The organism is Pseudomonas petroselini (assembly GCF_045037875.1).
GTDB lineage: Bacteria > Pseudomonadota > Gammaproteobacteria > Pseudomonadales > Pseudomonadaceae > Aquipseudomonas > Aquipseudomonas petroselini.
In genome coordinates this window covers 3,149,496-3,162,646 of sequence record NZ_CP173614.1, presented here as the reverse complement: position 1 = coordinate 3,162,646, position 13,151 = coordinate 3,149,496, and the positions used below count along the sequence as shown (strand labels likewise).

The window sequence follows — 13,151 nt, the reverse complement described above, 5'->3', positions numbered from 1 at the left end:
GTTCCAAAAAGACCTCGATGGCTTAACCGTTTCAGTCGCCGCAGCGAACCTTCCCCGCAAGCCGACGTCCGAGCTTTAGCACTGTTGCTTACTGCTCGCCGCGAGGGCCTCGTTTGAAAGCCGCCATCATCAAAAAATACCGTTTGATCATCAAGACCATGGGCTACGTGGGCTGGGCGCTGTTCTGGCTGTTGCTGTGGGACGTCGCCGTCACCGTGGACTTCATGCTGTTTCTCACCGCCAAGATCAATCTGCCGCTGATGCCGCTCACCCTGCTGGGTTCGGCGCTGGTGGTGCTGATCAGTTTCCGTAACAGCAGCGCCTATAACCGCTGGTGGGAAGCCCGCACGCTGTGGGGTGCGATGGTCAACAACTCGCGCAGCTTTGCCCGCCAGGTACTGACCCTGCTGGACGACCCCGACGGCGAAGTGAACCCGGTCAAGGCCACCCTGCTGCGCCGCCATGTGGCCTACGTGAATTGCCTGGCCGCCCACCTTAAAGGCGAACCATGCCCCGAAGAAGTGCGGGCATTTATCCCGGCCGAGGAATTTGCGCGCAACGGTGCCACCAATAACTTTTCCAATGACATACTCACCGGCTCGGCGGCGTTGCTGGCCAAGGAATACAAGGCCGGGCACCTGGACAGCATTCGCCTGGCGCGGCTGGAGTCGACCCTGGTGGATCTGTCCAACGCCCAGGGCGGCATGGAGCGCATCGCCAACACGCCACTGCCCTACCCTTACGTGTACTTCCCACGGCTGTTTATCTCGCTGTTCTGCCTGATCGTGCCGGTGGGCCTGGTGGAATCCCTGGGTTGGTTTACCCCGCTGGCATCGACGGTGGTCGGTTTTATGCTGCTCGCCATCGAACGCATCGGCACCGACCTGCAAAGCCCGTTCAGCTCCAGCGAACACCAGATCCAGATGGAAACCATCTGCGAAACCATCGAGAAAAACCTGCAGTCGATGCAGCGTGACGCTCTCGGTGGCGAGCGCATCGGTTAAACCTGCCCTCGGCCCTCAAGTGCTTGCCCCCGCGGTCGATATACAGGGGGTACGCATGGGCCATATCCCCCTCACAACAACACATGCGACGCTCGACACCACTGTTTTCTCCTTGCCAAAAATATAAATACCCGCGGGTGAAGTCATGAATATCAAGCAAAAGCTGACCTGGGCGTTTGCCGCCATCGCGTGCGTCCCGGTTATTTTGGTCGCAGTGTTAGTTGTACTGAATGTGCGCGAGGGGGCCGTGGCCAATTTCCTCGACAGCAGCGGCCGCGAAATCCGTCAGATCGACAATGGCATGAAGCAGTTCTTCGACGGCATCAGCCAGAACGTCGACTTCGTCGCCAAGGACCCGCGCGTTGTCGCGGCCAAGGACCTCAAGAGTTACGCCGGCGCCGACGCCGCGCAAATCCCCCTGACCCAGACCAACAAAGACCTGCTGGCGATTTTCGACCAGTTCGCCAAAAGCCACCCGAGCACCGCCTACTTGTCGTTGGGCCTCGCCGACGGCGGTTATGCCAGCTGGCCTGATGACACCAAACTGAACAACTACGACCCGCGTGTACGCCCCTGGTATCAGGCGGCCATCGCCGCGCCGGGTAAAACCGTGCGCACCGGCGCCTACTATTGGGCGCCGGACGATGTGACGCTGATCGGCACCGTACACACCGTCGCCGACGGCAGCGGGAATATCCTCGGCGTGGTTGGCCTGGACGTGTCGCTCAAGCAGCTCACCGAGCTGGTGCGCAACATCAAGCTGGGCGACAGCGGCTACCTGATGCTGGTGGAAGGCAACGGCAACGTGCTGGTCGACCCCAGCGATGCCAAGCACAACTTCAAGCCCCTGGCCGACCTGGGCCCCAACTACGCCGAACTGGCCAAGCGCGGCGACGGCGTGAGCCAGATCGACATTGATGGCGTGGCCTACATGGCCAACATGGTCAGTTCCAAGGACCTCGGCTGGCGGTTTATCGGCCTGATCAAGCGCGACGAAGTGATGGCCGGCGCCACCCGCCTGACCTGGTTGATCGCGGCCATCGCAGCAGTATTGGCGTTGGTGTTCGCGATTGTCGGCGCCAGCTTTGCCAGCGTCATCGTGCGCCCGATTCGCGGCGTGGCCGACGGCCTGCAAGAAATCGCCGAAGGCGAAGGCGACCTGACGCGCCAACTCAAGGTGCAAGGCAAGGACGAAACCGCCAGCTTGGCCGGCTGGTTCAACCAGTTCCTGAGCATGATCGCGCAGCTGGTGCAGCGCATCGGCAACGCCTCTTCCGACCTGCAAACCGCCGCCGCCGACACCAGCGAAGTCGCCCACAACATGAACCAGGCCGCCGGCCGCCAGCGTGAAGCGGTGGAGCTGGTCAGCACCGCGTTCAACGAAATGGTGGCCACCGCCAACGAAGTCGCCCGTTCCTGCAGCGCCGCCGCCACCAGCGCCGACGAAGGCTACCGCGACGTGCACGACGGCCAGCAGCACATCGGCGAAGCCACCGGCAGCGTGCTCAAGCTCAGCGAGGACCTGCAGAAGTCGACCCAGACCATGCAGCTGCTGGAGCAGGACAGCAAAAACATCAACACCATCCTCGACACCATCCGTTCGATTGCCGAACAGACCAACCTGCTGGCGCTCAACGCCGCGATTGAAGCCGCGCGCGCCGGTGACCAGGGCCGAGGCTTCGCCGTGGTCGCCGACGAAGTCCGCGCCCTGGCGCGCCGCACCGCCGACTCCACCGGTGAAATCGACAGCCTGCTCGGCAACCTCGCCCGCCGCACCCAGGAAGTCACGCAGCAGATGCAAGGCAGCCTGCAGGTGTCCCACACCAGCGTGGAACGCATCCAGCAGGCCCGCGACAGCTTCGACAAGATCCGTGGCTCGGTGGACTCGATCCGCGACCAGAATACCCAGATCGCCACGGCCGCCGAGGAACAACACCAAGTGGCCGAAGAGATCAACCGGCACATCGCGCAGATCCATGCCGATGCGCAATTGGTTGAAGAATTCGCCCACTCGGCGCAGACCGGGTCAGGTCGGTTGACGGATATTTCGGGTCAGCTCAAGGGCTTGGTGGGGCGGTTCAAGTTCTAACCGCCGTCACACCGGGGTCGCTTGCGGGGGCGTGTATTGGCTACTATAGCCACGCACTCCCCCGCACCTTACCTTTGGAGCCTTAATGCCCACCCCCAAGGACACGGCCGCCGACAGCAGCACCCCGATGATCCCCGAGCAGCGTCGCGAACAAATCCTGCGGCAGTTGCGCAAGCATCAGGTGATGAGCGTGCACCAGTTGATGGAGATGTTCGACTGCTCGCACATGACCGTGCGCCGTGATATTGCACTGCTGGAGCAGGAAGGCCGGGCGTACTCCGTCACCGGAGGGGTCAGGATCGCCAGCCAGCTGCACAGCGAGCCCAGCCATCAATCCAAAGCCGTGGTGGAATTGCCGCAAAAGCAGGCGATGGCACGACTGGCCGCGCGGTTGCTGCACGCGGACATGACGGTGTACCTGGATGCCGGCACCAGCACCTTGGAGATCGTCCCTTACATCAAGGCACTGTCGGGGATGACGGTGGTCACCAACGACTTCGGGATCGTACAGGCCTTGATGGATGCGACGCAGGTCACGGTGATCCACACCGGCGGCCAACTGGACCATGACAACCATTCTTCCGTCGGCGGGCTGGCGGTGGCGACCTTGCGCCAGGTAGTCACGGACATCGCCTTTGTGTCCACCAGCTCCTGGGATTTGCACCGAGGCATCACCACCCCCTCGGCGCTGAAAGTCGAGGTCAAGCAAGTGGCAATGCAATCGACGTCCCAGGTCGTACTGGTGGCGAGCAGTTCCAAGTACGGCACCTTCAGCATGTACCGCATCGCCGGGCTGGAACCGTTCGACGTGATCATCAGCGACGACGGCCTGGCGCCAGCGGCGGCGGATGGCATCCGCAAGCGCGGGATTGAATTGATGCTGCCAGGTGATCCATTGCCGGCGTGATGCCCTTCCTTTGTGGGAGAGGTCGAGCGTTAGCGAGGCTTCGATGGCGGTGGCAGGGTTGGCAGGTGTGTTGGCTGACACACAGCTATCGGGGGCAAGCCCCCTCCCACATTTGAGTTCGGTTGGCAGGTGGGAAGTGGGTCACCTCTGGTCCCCTGTGGGAGAGGTCGAGCTTTAGCGAGGCTTCGATGGCGGTGCCAGGGTTGGCAGGTGTGTTGGCTGACACACAGCTATCGGGGGCAAGCCCCCTCCCACATTTGAGTTCGGTTGGCAGGTGGGAAGTGGGTCACCGCTGGTTCCCTTTGGGAGAGGTCGAGCGTTAGCGAGGCTTCGATGGCGGTGGCAGGGTTGGCAGGTGTGTTGGCTGACACACAGCTATCGGGGGCAAGCCCCCTCCCACATTTGAGTTCGGTTGGCAGGTGGGAAGTGGGTCACCGCTGGTCCCCTTTGGGAGAGGTCGAGCTTTAGCGAGGCTTCGATGGCGGCGGCAGGGTTGGCAGGTGTGTTGGCTGACACACAGCTATCGGGGGCAAGCCCCCTCCCACATTTGAGTTCGGTTGGCAGGTGGGAAGTGGGTCACCGCTGGTCCCCTGTGGGAGAGGTCGAGCTTTAGCGAGGCTTCGATGGCGGCCGCATTGCGGGTAGAGGTGCTGGCTGACACACAGCTATCAGGGGCAAGTCGACTCGTCGCACCGCCCCTTCCACCTTTGAACCAAACCGACCCACAGGCTCGTCGACTATCGAGCCCCTTTCCAGTCCCGCAACCATTGCAGGCCCGCCGAGGTATCGCCCTTTGGCCGGTATTCGCAGCCGACCCAGCCGTCATAGCCCAACTGGTCCATCAGTTCGAACAGGTACGCGTAGTTCAGCTCGCCCAGGTCAGGCTCGTGACGGTCCGGCACCCCGGCGATCTGGATATGACCAATGCCATCGAAGTCGCGGCGCAGCTTGGTGGCCAAGTCGCCTTCGACGATCTGGCAGTGGTAGCAGTCAAACTGCACCTTGAGGTTGCGCGCGCCGACTTCACGGCAGATGGCGTGGGCCTGGTCCTGGCGGTTGAGGAAAAAACCCGGCATGTCGCGGGTGTTGATCGGTTCCAGCAACACGGTGACGCCGACCTCAGCCGCCGCCGCACTGGCGTAGGCGAGGTTTTCCAGGTACACGGCCTGATGGCGCTGGCGCAGGTTCTCCGAGGGCAGCAAACCGGCCATGACGTGCACGCGGTCGTTGCCGAGCACGGCGGCGTATTCCAACGCGCGGTCGAAGCCGCTGCGAAACTCGGCCTCACGCCCCGGCAGGCTCGCGATGCCCCGCTCCCCTGCAGCCCAGTCACCGGGCGGTGCGTTGAACAACGCCTGCACCAAGCCGTTATCACTCAGGCGCTGCTTGAGCACCTGCGCGTCGTACTCGTAAGGAAACAGGTACTCCACCGCGTCAAACCCATCGGCCTTCGCGGCACTGAAGCGCTCGAGAAAGTCATGTTGCGGGTAAAGCATGCTCAGGTTGGCAGCAAAACGAGGCATAGGAACTCCTGGAAATCAGACAAAAGGCCAGATCAGCAATGTAATCACGAAACCCAAGGTGCCGAGCAAGGTGGTGATCACCGTCCACGTGCGCAGACCATCGGCCACGTTGAGCCCGGCAAGCTTGGTGAAGATCCAGTAGCCGGCATCGTTGATATGCGACATGGCCAGCCCGCCACCGCCCATGGCCAGGCACAGCAGCGCCAGGTGGTTGGGCGTCAGGTTGAGGGTGGCGATCAGCGGGCTGATGATACCGGCGGTGGTCACCAGCGCCACTGTGGTGGAACCCTGCACCGCCCGCAACAGCATGGTCAGCAAGAAGCCCAGGGCCAGCACCGGCAGGCCGGTGGTGCGCAGCATGTCGGAGACCACCGCGCCGATCCCGGTGTCTACCAGCACTTTACCGAACACCCCGCCGGCACCGGCAATCAAAATCACCATGGCCACGCCCGGCAACGCCGAGCCGATCACGTCGGAGACCTGGCTGCGGCTCCAGCCACGGCGCGAGCCGAGCAGCCAGGCGCACAGCAAGGTGTCGATCAGCAGCGCCACCAACGGCGCGCCCAGCACGGTCATCACCCCACGCAACGCCGATTCGATCGGCAGCAGCGAGGTGGCCAGGGTACCCAGCAGAATCAAGACAATCGGCAGCAGGATCAGGCCGACGATCAGCCCGAACCCCGGCGCAGGCGCCGCCGGCAGCTTGGCGGCAATGGCGCTGGTGGACTCTTCCAGGCCCATATGAGAGTCGGCCACAGCGCTCTGTTGCACCGCCTGGTGGTTGCCGTTGGTCCAGGCCCGCAGGTCTTCATTGGTCACATGGGGGCCATAGACTTCGGCGCGGATGTCATCGGTCATCGGATAGAAGCGCCGCGTCATGCGCCCCGCCACGCGGTAGCCGACGTAGCACAGCAACGCGGTGATCGGCAGGCCGAACATCAGCACCCGGCCCAGGTCGGCACCCAGTTGGCTGGCGGCGGCCACGGCGCCCGGATGCGGCGGCAGAAACGCATGCACCGTGAGCAGCGCCGCACACATCGGCAACGCGAACATCAGCAGCGGCTTGCGGGCCCGGCGTGCCACGCCGTAGGCCAGCGGCATGAGGATAATCACCCCGACTTCAAAGAACACCGGCACGCCGATGATGAACCCGGCGATGGTCAGCGCCAGCGGCGTACGGCTGTTGCCAAACCGCTCGATCAGCGACTTGGCCAAGGCTTCGGCACCGCCTGACAGCTCGATGATCCGCCCGATCATCGCCCCCAGGGCAATGATGATTGCGATGTGGCCAAGGGTCTTGCCCATGCCGCCTTCGATCGTCGCCACCAGGTCAGCCGGTTTTACCCCGGCCACCAGCGCCACCACGATACTCACCAGCATCAGCGCGACAAACGGCTGGAATTTGTACTTGAGGACCAGAAACAGTAGCAGCGCGATACCCGCGCCGGCGGTCAACATCAAAATCAGTGGGCTCATTCGAGAATGTCCTGTTGTTATTGTTTTTTGGCGCAAGCCGCTCCCGTCACGCTCCGCAGGCGGGTCTCGCGGGGGGCTTGCAGTGTCGGTCTACGGCATTACCAATGCGCGCCGAACGTCTCGCGCAGTTCATCCAAGGCGGCCTGTCTCAGCGGCTCGGGCCGGGGGTTGCTCATCAGCCAGAGCCGGGCGGTTTCTTCCAACTCTTCCAGGGCGTAGCTGGCCTTGGCCACCGAGCTTTCCCAGACCACCGGCCCCAGGCGCTCGAGCATTACCCCTCGCACGCTGTTGGCCAGTTGCGCCACTTGCTCGGCGACGTCGGGCGAGCCCGGACGCTGGTAGCCGATCAGGGGGATGTGCCCGACCTTCATCACCTGATAGGGCGTGAGCGGCGGCAGAATATCGTCCGCCCGCCACACCCCGGCCAGGGTCAACGCCACCAGGTGGGTGGAATGGGTGTGCACCACCCCGCCCACCGTGGGATTGCGGTCATACACCTGACGGTGCAGGGCCAGGGTCTTCGAGGGTTTGTCGCCGGACACCCACTCGCCTTTCAGGTTGACCTTGGCAATCGCCCCAGGCGCCAGGCGACCCAGGCAGACATCGGTGGGCGTAATCAACCAACCATCGTCCAGGCGCGCACTGATATTGCCGGCGCTGCCGACGGTGTAGCCACGTTGATACAGGCTGTGGCCGACGTCGCAGATTTCTTCGCGCAGGGCCTGTTCGTCAATGCCGCTCATTGGGCACCTCCGGCCAGGTGCGCAAGGGCCTTGGCAAAGAACTCACGGCCCCCGAAGTTGCCCGATTTCAGCGCCAGTGCCAGCGGCTCGGTGGAACTGCTGACCGTGGCCGGCACGCCGGGGTCGATCTGTGCACCAATCTGCAACAGGTTGACGCCGAGGGCCTTGACCACCGCGCCGGAGGTCTCCCCGCCGGCCACCACAAAGCGCCGCACACCCTGCTCGCGCAAGCCGGCAGCGATCTCGCCCAAGGCGTTCTCCACCAGGGCGCCGGCGCGTTCGACACCCAGCTGTTGCTGCACCGCCTTGACCTCGGCCGGGGTGCTGGTGGCGTAGATCAATACGGTGTCTGCACTGTCGCGCGCAAAGGCCAGTGCCTGCGCCACCACCGGCTCGCCGGCGGCCAGGGCGATGGGATCGATGCGCAACGCCGGGCGCCCCGCCTCGCACCAGGCCGCGACCTGGCCGAGGGTCGCCACCGACGCACTGCCGGCCAGCACCACTTCGCCACCGCTGACCGTGGGCAACGCGTTCACATCGAAGTCGCGCAATTTACCCGCGCGGCGGAAATTGCCCGGCAGCCCCAGGGCCAGGCCCGAGCCCCCGGTGAGCAGCGGCAAGTCGGCGCAGGCGCTGCCCAGGGTGTAGAGGTCCTGGTCCGACAGCGCGTCGGCGATGGCAATGCCCACGCCTTGCGCGCGCAGTTCGGCGATCTTCGTGCGGGTCGCGTCCACCCCCGCGGCAACCGCGTCGTAACGCAGCAGCCCGACCGACAATGCAGTCTGACGTTGCAGCACGCGCACCAGGTTGGCATCGCCCATGGGCGTCAGTGGGTGATGCTGCATGCCCGACTCATTGAGCAACTGGTCCTGCACAAACAGGTGACCACGGAAAATCGTCCGGCCGTTTTCCGGGAACGCCGGGCAGGCCAAGGTGAAATCACTGCCCAGCGCCTTGAGCAAAGCCTCGCTGACTTGGCCGATATTGCCGGCGGCGGTGGAGTCGAATGTGGAGCAGTACTTGAAGAAAATCTGTTCGCAGCCCTGCTCGCGCAGCCAGTCCAGCGCGGCCAGGGATTCCTCGACAGCCTCTGCCACCGGCGTGGTGCGCGACTTGAGGGCGATGACGATGGCGTCTGCATCCAGCCCGTCCGCGACTTCGCGACTGGGGATGCCAATGCTCTGCACTGTACGCATGCCGCCGCGCACCAGCATGTTGGCCAGGTCGGTGGCGCCGGTGAAATCGTCAGCGATGCAGCCCAGCAACGGGCGCGTGGTGGGGTTAGTCATAAAGCGTTCCTTACACCGGCTCGGGCTTGGCAGTCGGCAGGTCGATGCCGGGGAAAATCTTGATCACCGCCGAGTCGTCCTCGCGGCCAAAACCGGCGCTGGAGGCCTGCATGAACATCTGGTGCGCGGTGGCGGACAACGGCAGCGGGAATTTGCTCGCACGCGCGGTATCCAGCACCAGGCCGAGGTCCTTGACGAAAATATCCACCGCCGACAGTGGCGTGTAGTCGGCCTTGAGAATGTGCGGCACGCGGTTCTCGAACATCCACGAATTACCGGCGCTGTGGGTGATCACCTCGTACAGGGCCTCGGCGTCCACCCCTTCGCGCAGGCCCAGGGCCATGGCCTCGGCGGACGCCGCGATGTGCACACCGGCGAGCAGTTGGTTGATGATCTTGACCTTGGAACCCAGGCCGTGGACGTCGCCCAGGCGATACACCTTACCGGCCATGCCTGCCAGCACCGCATCGGCCTTGGCATAGGCGGCCTGCGGGCCCGAGGTCATCATGGTCATTTCACCGGCGGCGGCCTTGGCCGCACCGCCGGAAATCGGCGCATCCAGGTACAGCAGGCCGTGGTCGGCCAAGCGCTGGCCGAGGTCGACGGCGTAGGTCGGGGCCACGGTGGCACAACCGATCACCAGGCTCGCAGGGCGCAATGCAGCCACTGCACCGCCTTCGCCGAACAATACGGTTTCGGTCTGCTCGGCGTTGACCACCACGGTGATGAGCACATCACAGGCCTCGGCCATCTGCGCCGGTGACGCGCACGCCACTCCGCCTTCGCCGGCGAACTGCTGGGTGACCGCCTCGCGTACATCACAGGCATGCACATTGAAACCTGCGCGCAACAGCGAACGGGCAATGCCCAGCCCCATCGCGCCCAAACCGATCACACCGACATTCTTATTATTCATGGGGTACTCCAGGGGAAAACGGCGGCTGACACCACACCGGCGAGCCGCGTTGGAATTGGAATCGATCATCCACCAATGAACAGATTATGTGAAGTATTTTTTCGATCTAACATTTTTTAACATCGCCAGCGGAAGAATTTCACACATCACCCTTTATCGCCTCACCCCACGCAAACTCATTTGCGACGCTTGTGCTTTGCGTATTATGGTATACCATCATACGCAAACCACTCCCCCACACCTGATGGAGCCGCTCATGAGTTTCGAAATCCGCAAGATCGTCAGTTATGTAGAAGAGACCTTTATCGAAGGCGGCAAGGCCGCAGACACCCCGGTGAAAATGGTCGGCCTCGCGGTGGTGCTGAAGAACCCATGGCTGGGTCGTGGTTTCGTCGAAGACCTCAAGCCGGAAATCCGCGCCAATTGCTCCGACCTCGGCGCGCAGATGGTCGAGCGTCTGGTAGCCATCATTGGCGGCGCCGAAAACATCGAGGCGTACGGCAAGGCAGCGGTGGTCGGTGCCGATGGCGAGATCGAACACGCCAGCGCGATCATCCACACCCTGCGCTTCGGCAATCACTACCGTGAAGCGGTCAAGGCCAAGAGCTACCTGAGCTTCACCAACAAGCGCGGCGGCCCGGGCACTTCGATCCAGATCCCGATGATGCACAAGGACGACGAAGGCCTGCGTTCGCACTACATCACCCTGGAAATGCACATCGAAGATTCGCCGCGTGCCGACGAAATCGTCGTGGTCCTGGGTTGCGCCGACGGTGGCCGCCTGCACCCACGGATCGGTAACCGTTACATCGACCTGGAAGAGCTGGCGGCCGAAAAAGCCCAGTAAGCACGGCCGGCCACCACAACAAAAAACATGCAGGAGCGCTCCATGATTCGGCTCACCGCTGAACGCACCCCGGCTGGCACCAGTTATCTGGCGACCGGCCAAGGCCAGCCTGTGGTTTTGATCCACGGCGTGGGCCTGAATAAAGAAATGTGGGGCGGGCAAGTCGTTGGCCTGGCCACGAACTACCGCGTGATCAGCTATGACATGCTCGGCCATGGCGCCAGCCCGCGCCCGGCCGCCGGCACGCCGCTGCTGGGGTATGCCGACCAGTTGCTGGAGCTGCTCGACCACCTGCAACTGCCCCAGGCCACAGTGATCGGTTTTTCCATGGGTGGCCTGGTCGCCCGGGCGTTTGCCCTGCACTACCCCGAGCGCCTCACCTCCTTGGTGGTGCTCAACAGTGTGTTCAACCGCAGCCCCGAACAGCGTGCCGGCGTGATCGCACGCACCGCCCAGGCCGCCGAACACGGCCCGGATGCGAATGCCGAAGCTGCGCTGTCGCGCTGGTTCAGCCGTGAATACCAGGCCGCCAACCCGGCGCAGATCGCCGCCCTGCGTGAAACCCTGGCGGGTAACGACCCCCAGGGCTACCTGACCACCTACGAACTGTTTGCGACCCAGGACATGTACCGCGCCGACGACCTCAAGGGTTTGCGCGTCCCCACCCTGGTCGCCACCGGCGAACTCGACCCCGGTTCAACCCCGGAAATGGCCCGGCAACTGGCCGATCGTATTCCCGGCGCCACCGTTGCGGTGCTGGCCGAGCAACGGCATATGATGCCGGTAGAATCGCCACGCCTGGTCAACCAGCTGCTGCTGGGCTTCCTCGACACGGTGTACGCCCAAAACAATCCAATCAAGGGGATCGTTGCATGACACTCGCACGCTTCCAGATGTGCATCGGCGGTGAATGGGTCGATGCCCTGTCCGGCAAGACTTTCGACAGCCTCAACCCGGCCCTGGCCGAACCCTGGGCGCAACTGCCCGACGCCGATGAAGCCGATGTGGAGCGCGCCGTACAGGCCGCCCAAAGCGCCTTCGACAGCCCGGCCTGGCGTGGCCTCACCGCCACCGCACGGGGCAAATTGCTGCGCCGCCTGGGCGACCTGATCGCCGACAACAAGGAACAACTGGCCCAGCTGGAAAGCCGCGACAACGGCAAGTTGATCCGCGAAACCCGTGGCCAGGTCAGCTACCTGCCGGAGTTCTTCCACTACACCGCCGGCCTGGCCGACAAGCTCGAAGGCGGCACCCTGCCGCTGGACAAGCCGGACCTGTTCGCCTACACCGTGCACGAAGCCATGGGCGTGGTGGCGGCGATCATTCCGTGGAACAGCCCGCTGTACCTGACCGCGATCAAACTCGCGCCGGCCCTGGCGGCGGGCAATACCATCGTGATCAAACCGTCGGAACACGCCTCGGCGACCATCCTCGAACTGGCGCGCCTGGCCCTCGAAGCCGGGATCCCGCCGGGCGTGGTCAACGTGGTCACCGGCTACGGTCCCAGCACCGGCGCCGCCCTCACCCGCCACCCGCTGGTGCGCAAGATCGCCTTTACCGGCGGCGCGGCCACGGCCCGCCATGTGGTGCGCAGCAGCGCGGAGAACTTCGCCAAGCTGTCCCTGGAGCTGGGCGGCAAATCGCCGAATATCATCTTTGCCGACGCCGACCTCGACAGCGCCATCAATGGCGCGATTGCCGGGATCTATGCGGCATCCGGGCAGAGCTGCGTGTCCGGTTCGCGCCTGCTGGTGCAGGATGAGATCTACGACGAATTCGTCGAGCGCCTGGTGGCACGCGCCCAGCGCATCCGCATCGGTAACCCGCAGGACGACGCCAGCGAAATGGGGCCCATGGCCACCGCACAGCAACTGGCCGTGGTCGAAGGCCTGGTCGCGGATGCCATCGCCGAAGGCGCGCGCCTGCGCACCGGCGGCAAACGCCCGCAGAACCTCGGTGAGGGCTGGTTCTATGAGCCGACGCTGTTCGAATGCGACCGCAATTCGATGAAGATCATGCAGGAAGAAGTGTTCGGCCCGGTGGCCTCGGTCATCCGTTTCAAGGACGAAGCCGAAGCGCTGGCCATCGCCAACGACTCGCAGTTCGGCCTCGCCGCCGGCATCTGGACCCGCGACCTCGGCCGCGCCCACCGCCTGGCGCGGGACGTGCGCTCGGGGATCATCTGGGTCAACACCTACCGTGCCGTGTCGGCAATGGCGCCCATCGGCGGCTTCAAGAACAGCGGCTACGGACGTGAAAGCGGCATCGATTCGGTACTCGCCTACACCGAGCTTAAGACAGTGTGGATCAACCTCTCCCAGGCGCCCATGCCTGATCCCTTCGTGATGCGTTAAGAG

At 63.9% G+C, this 13,151-nt stretch carries 10 protein-coding genes and 2 pseudogenes; 7 read left to right on the top strand and 5 right to left on the bottom strand.

Annotation, left to right across the window (positions count from 1 at the left end):
- Nucleotides 1-113: 113 nt before the first annotated feature.
- From ACI512_RS14825 to ACI512_RS14810, 4 genes and pseudogenes are all read left to right on the top strand, one after another.
- The gene (locus tag ACI512_RS14825; protein ID WP_231809288.1) at nucleotides 114-1,004 is read left to right on the top strand and encodes a bestrophin family protein; all 891 of its coding nucleotides are present in this window, start codon (nucleotides 114-116) and stop codon (nucleotides 1,002-1,004) included.
- A gap of 145 nt (nucleotides 1,005-1,149) precedes the next feature.
- Nucleotides 1,150-2,229, top strand: a pseudogene (locus ACI512_RS14820) (cache domain-containing protein); the annotation flags it as partial.
- A gap of 327 nt (nucleotides 2,230-2,556) precedes the next feature.
- A pseudogene (locus ACI512_RS14815) lies at nucleotides 2,557-3,093 on the top strand (methyl-accepting chemotaxis protein); the annotation flags it as partial.
- 85 nt (nucleotides 3,094-3,178) lie between these two features.
- Complete coding sequence (locus tag ACI512_RS14810; protein WP_236380182.1) at nucleotides 3,179-4,000, top strand: DeoR/GlpR family DNA-binding transcription regulator; 822 nt, start codon at nucleotides 3,179-3,181, stop codon at nucleotides 3,998-4,000.
- A 737-nt stretch (nucleotides 4,001-4,737) separates the two neighbouring features.
- Here the strand turns inward: ACI512_RS14810 and otnI are convergent.
- From otnI to ltnD, 5 genes are all read right to left on the bottom strand, one after another.
- Nucleotides 4,738-5,523, bottom strand: coding sequence for a 2-oxo-tetronate isomerase (gene otnI, locus ACI512_RS14805; RefSeq protein ID WP_046035750.1), 786 nt, complete (start codon nucleotides 5,521-5,523; stop codon nucleotides 4,738-4,740).
- A gap of 15 nt (nucleotides 5,524-5,538) precedes the next feature.
- On the bottom strand, nucleotides 5,539-6,999 hold the full coding sequence (locus ACI512_RS14800) for an SLC13 family permease (RefSeq protein ID WP_231807829.1): 1,461 nt from the start codon (nucleotides 6,997-6,999) through the stop codon (nucleotides 5,539-5,541).
- 98 nt (nucleotides 7,000-7,097) lie between these two features.
- Nucleotides 7,098-7,742 carry an aldolase gene (locus tag ACI512_RS14795; protein WP_236380184.1) on the bottom strand — a complete coding sequence of 215 codons (645 nt, stop codon included), beginning with the start codon at nucleotides 7,740-7,742 and terminating at the stop codon, nucleotides 7,098-7,100.
- A complete protein-coding gene (gene otnK / locus ACI512_RS14790) occupies nucleotides 7,739-9,031 on the bottom strand; it encodes a 3-oxo-tetronate kinase (RefSeq protein ID WP_236380186.1) in 1,293 nt (430 codons plus the stop codon). The genes ACI512_RS14795 and otnK overlap by 4 nt, the downstream gene beginning before the upstream one ends.
- Nucleotides 9,032-9,041: 10 nt before the next feature.
- Nucleotides 9,042-10,016, bottom strand: coding sequence for an L-threonate dehydrogenase (gene ltnD, locus ACI512_RS14785; protein ID WP_224265963.1), 975 nt, complete (start codon nucleotides 10,014-10,016; stop codon nucleotides 9,042-9,044).
- Nucleotides 10,017-10,203: 187 nt separating this feature from the next.
- On the opposite strand from ltnD, the gene ACI512_RS14780 reads away from it, so the two are divergent.
- Genes ACI512_RS14780 through ACI512_RS14770 form a run of 3 tightly spaced genes read left to right on the top strand, consistent with a single transcriptional unit; the run spans nucleotide 10,204 to nucleotide 13,148 of the window.
- On the top strand, nucleotides 10,204-10,794 hold the full coding sequence (locus ACI512_RS14780) for an amino acid synthesis family protein (protein ID WP_012723576.1): 591 nt from the start codon (nucleotides 10,204-10,206) through the stop codon (nucleotides 10,792-10,794).
- A 42-nt stretch (nucleotides 10,795-10,836) separates the two neighbouring features.
- On the top strand, nucleotides 10,837-11,670 hold the full coding sequence (locus ACI512_RS14775; RefSeq protein WP_043205174.1) for an alpha/beta fold hydrolase: 834 nt from the start codon (nucleotides 10,837-10,839) through the stop codon (nucleotides 11,668-11,670).
- Nucleotides 11,667-13,148, top strand: coding sequence for an aldehyde dehydrogenase (locus ACI512_RS14770; protein ID WP_012723574.1), 1,482 nt, complete (start codon nucleotides 11,667-11,669; stop codon nucleotides 13,146-13,148). The genes ACI512_RS14775 and ACI512_RS14770 overlap by 4 nt, the downstream gene beginning before the upstream one ends.
- The last annotated feature ends 3 nt before the right edge of the window (nucleotides 13,149-13,151 follow it).

What these genes read in the sequence shown, in the direction of transcription:
- ACI512_RS14800 (WP_231807829.1), bottom strand. Translation starts at nt 6,999, where the DNA reads ATGAGCCCACTGATTTTGATGTTGACCGCCGGCGCGGGTATCGCGCTG.
- ACI512_RS14795 (WP_236380184.1), bottom strand. Translation starts at nt 7,742, where the DNA reads ATGAGCGGCATTGACGAACAGGCCCTGCGCGAAGAAATCTGCGACGTC.
- ACI512_RS14780 (WP_012723576.1), top strand. Translation starts at nt 10,204, where the DNA reads ATGAGTTTCGAAATCCGCAAGATCGTCAGTTATGTAGAAGAGACCTTT.
- ACI512_RS14810 (WP_236380182.1), top strand. Translation starts at nt 3,179, where the DNA reads ATGCCCACCCCCAAGGACACGGCCGCCGACAGCAGCACCCCGATGATC.
- otnI (WP_046035750.1), bottom strand. Translation starts at nt 5,523, where the DNA reads ATGCCTCGTTTTGCTGCCAACCTGAGCATGCTTTACCCGCAACATGAC.
- ltnD (WP_224265963.1), bottom strand. Translation starts at nt 10,016, where the DNA reads ATGATCGATTCCAATTCCAACGCGGCTCGCCGGTGTGGTGTCAGCCGC.
- ACI512_RS14775 (WP_043205174.1), top strand. Translation starts at nt 10,837, where the DNA reads ATGATTCGGCTCACCGCTGAACGCACCCCGGCTGGCACCAGTTATCTG.
- otnK (WP_236380186.1), bottom strand. Translation starts at nt 9,031, where the DNA reads ATGACTAACCCCACCACGCGCCCGTTGCTGGGCTGCATCGCTGACGAT.
- ACI512_RS14770 (WP_012723574.1), top strand. Translation starts at nt 11,667, where the DNA reads ATGACACTCGCACGCTTCCAGATGTGCATCGGCGGTGAATGGGTCGAT.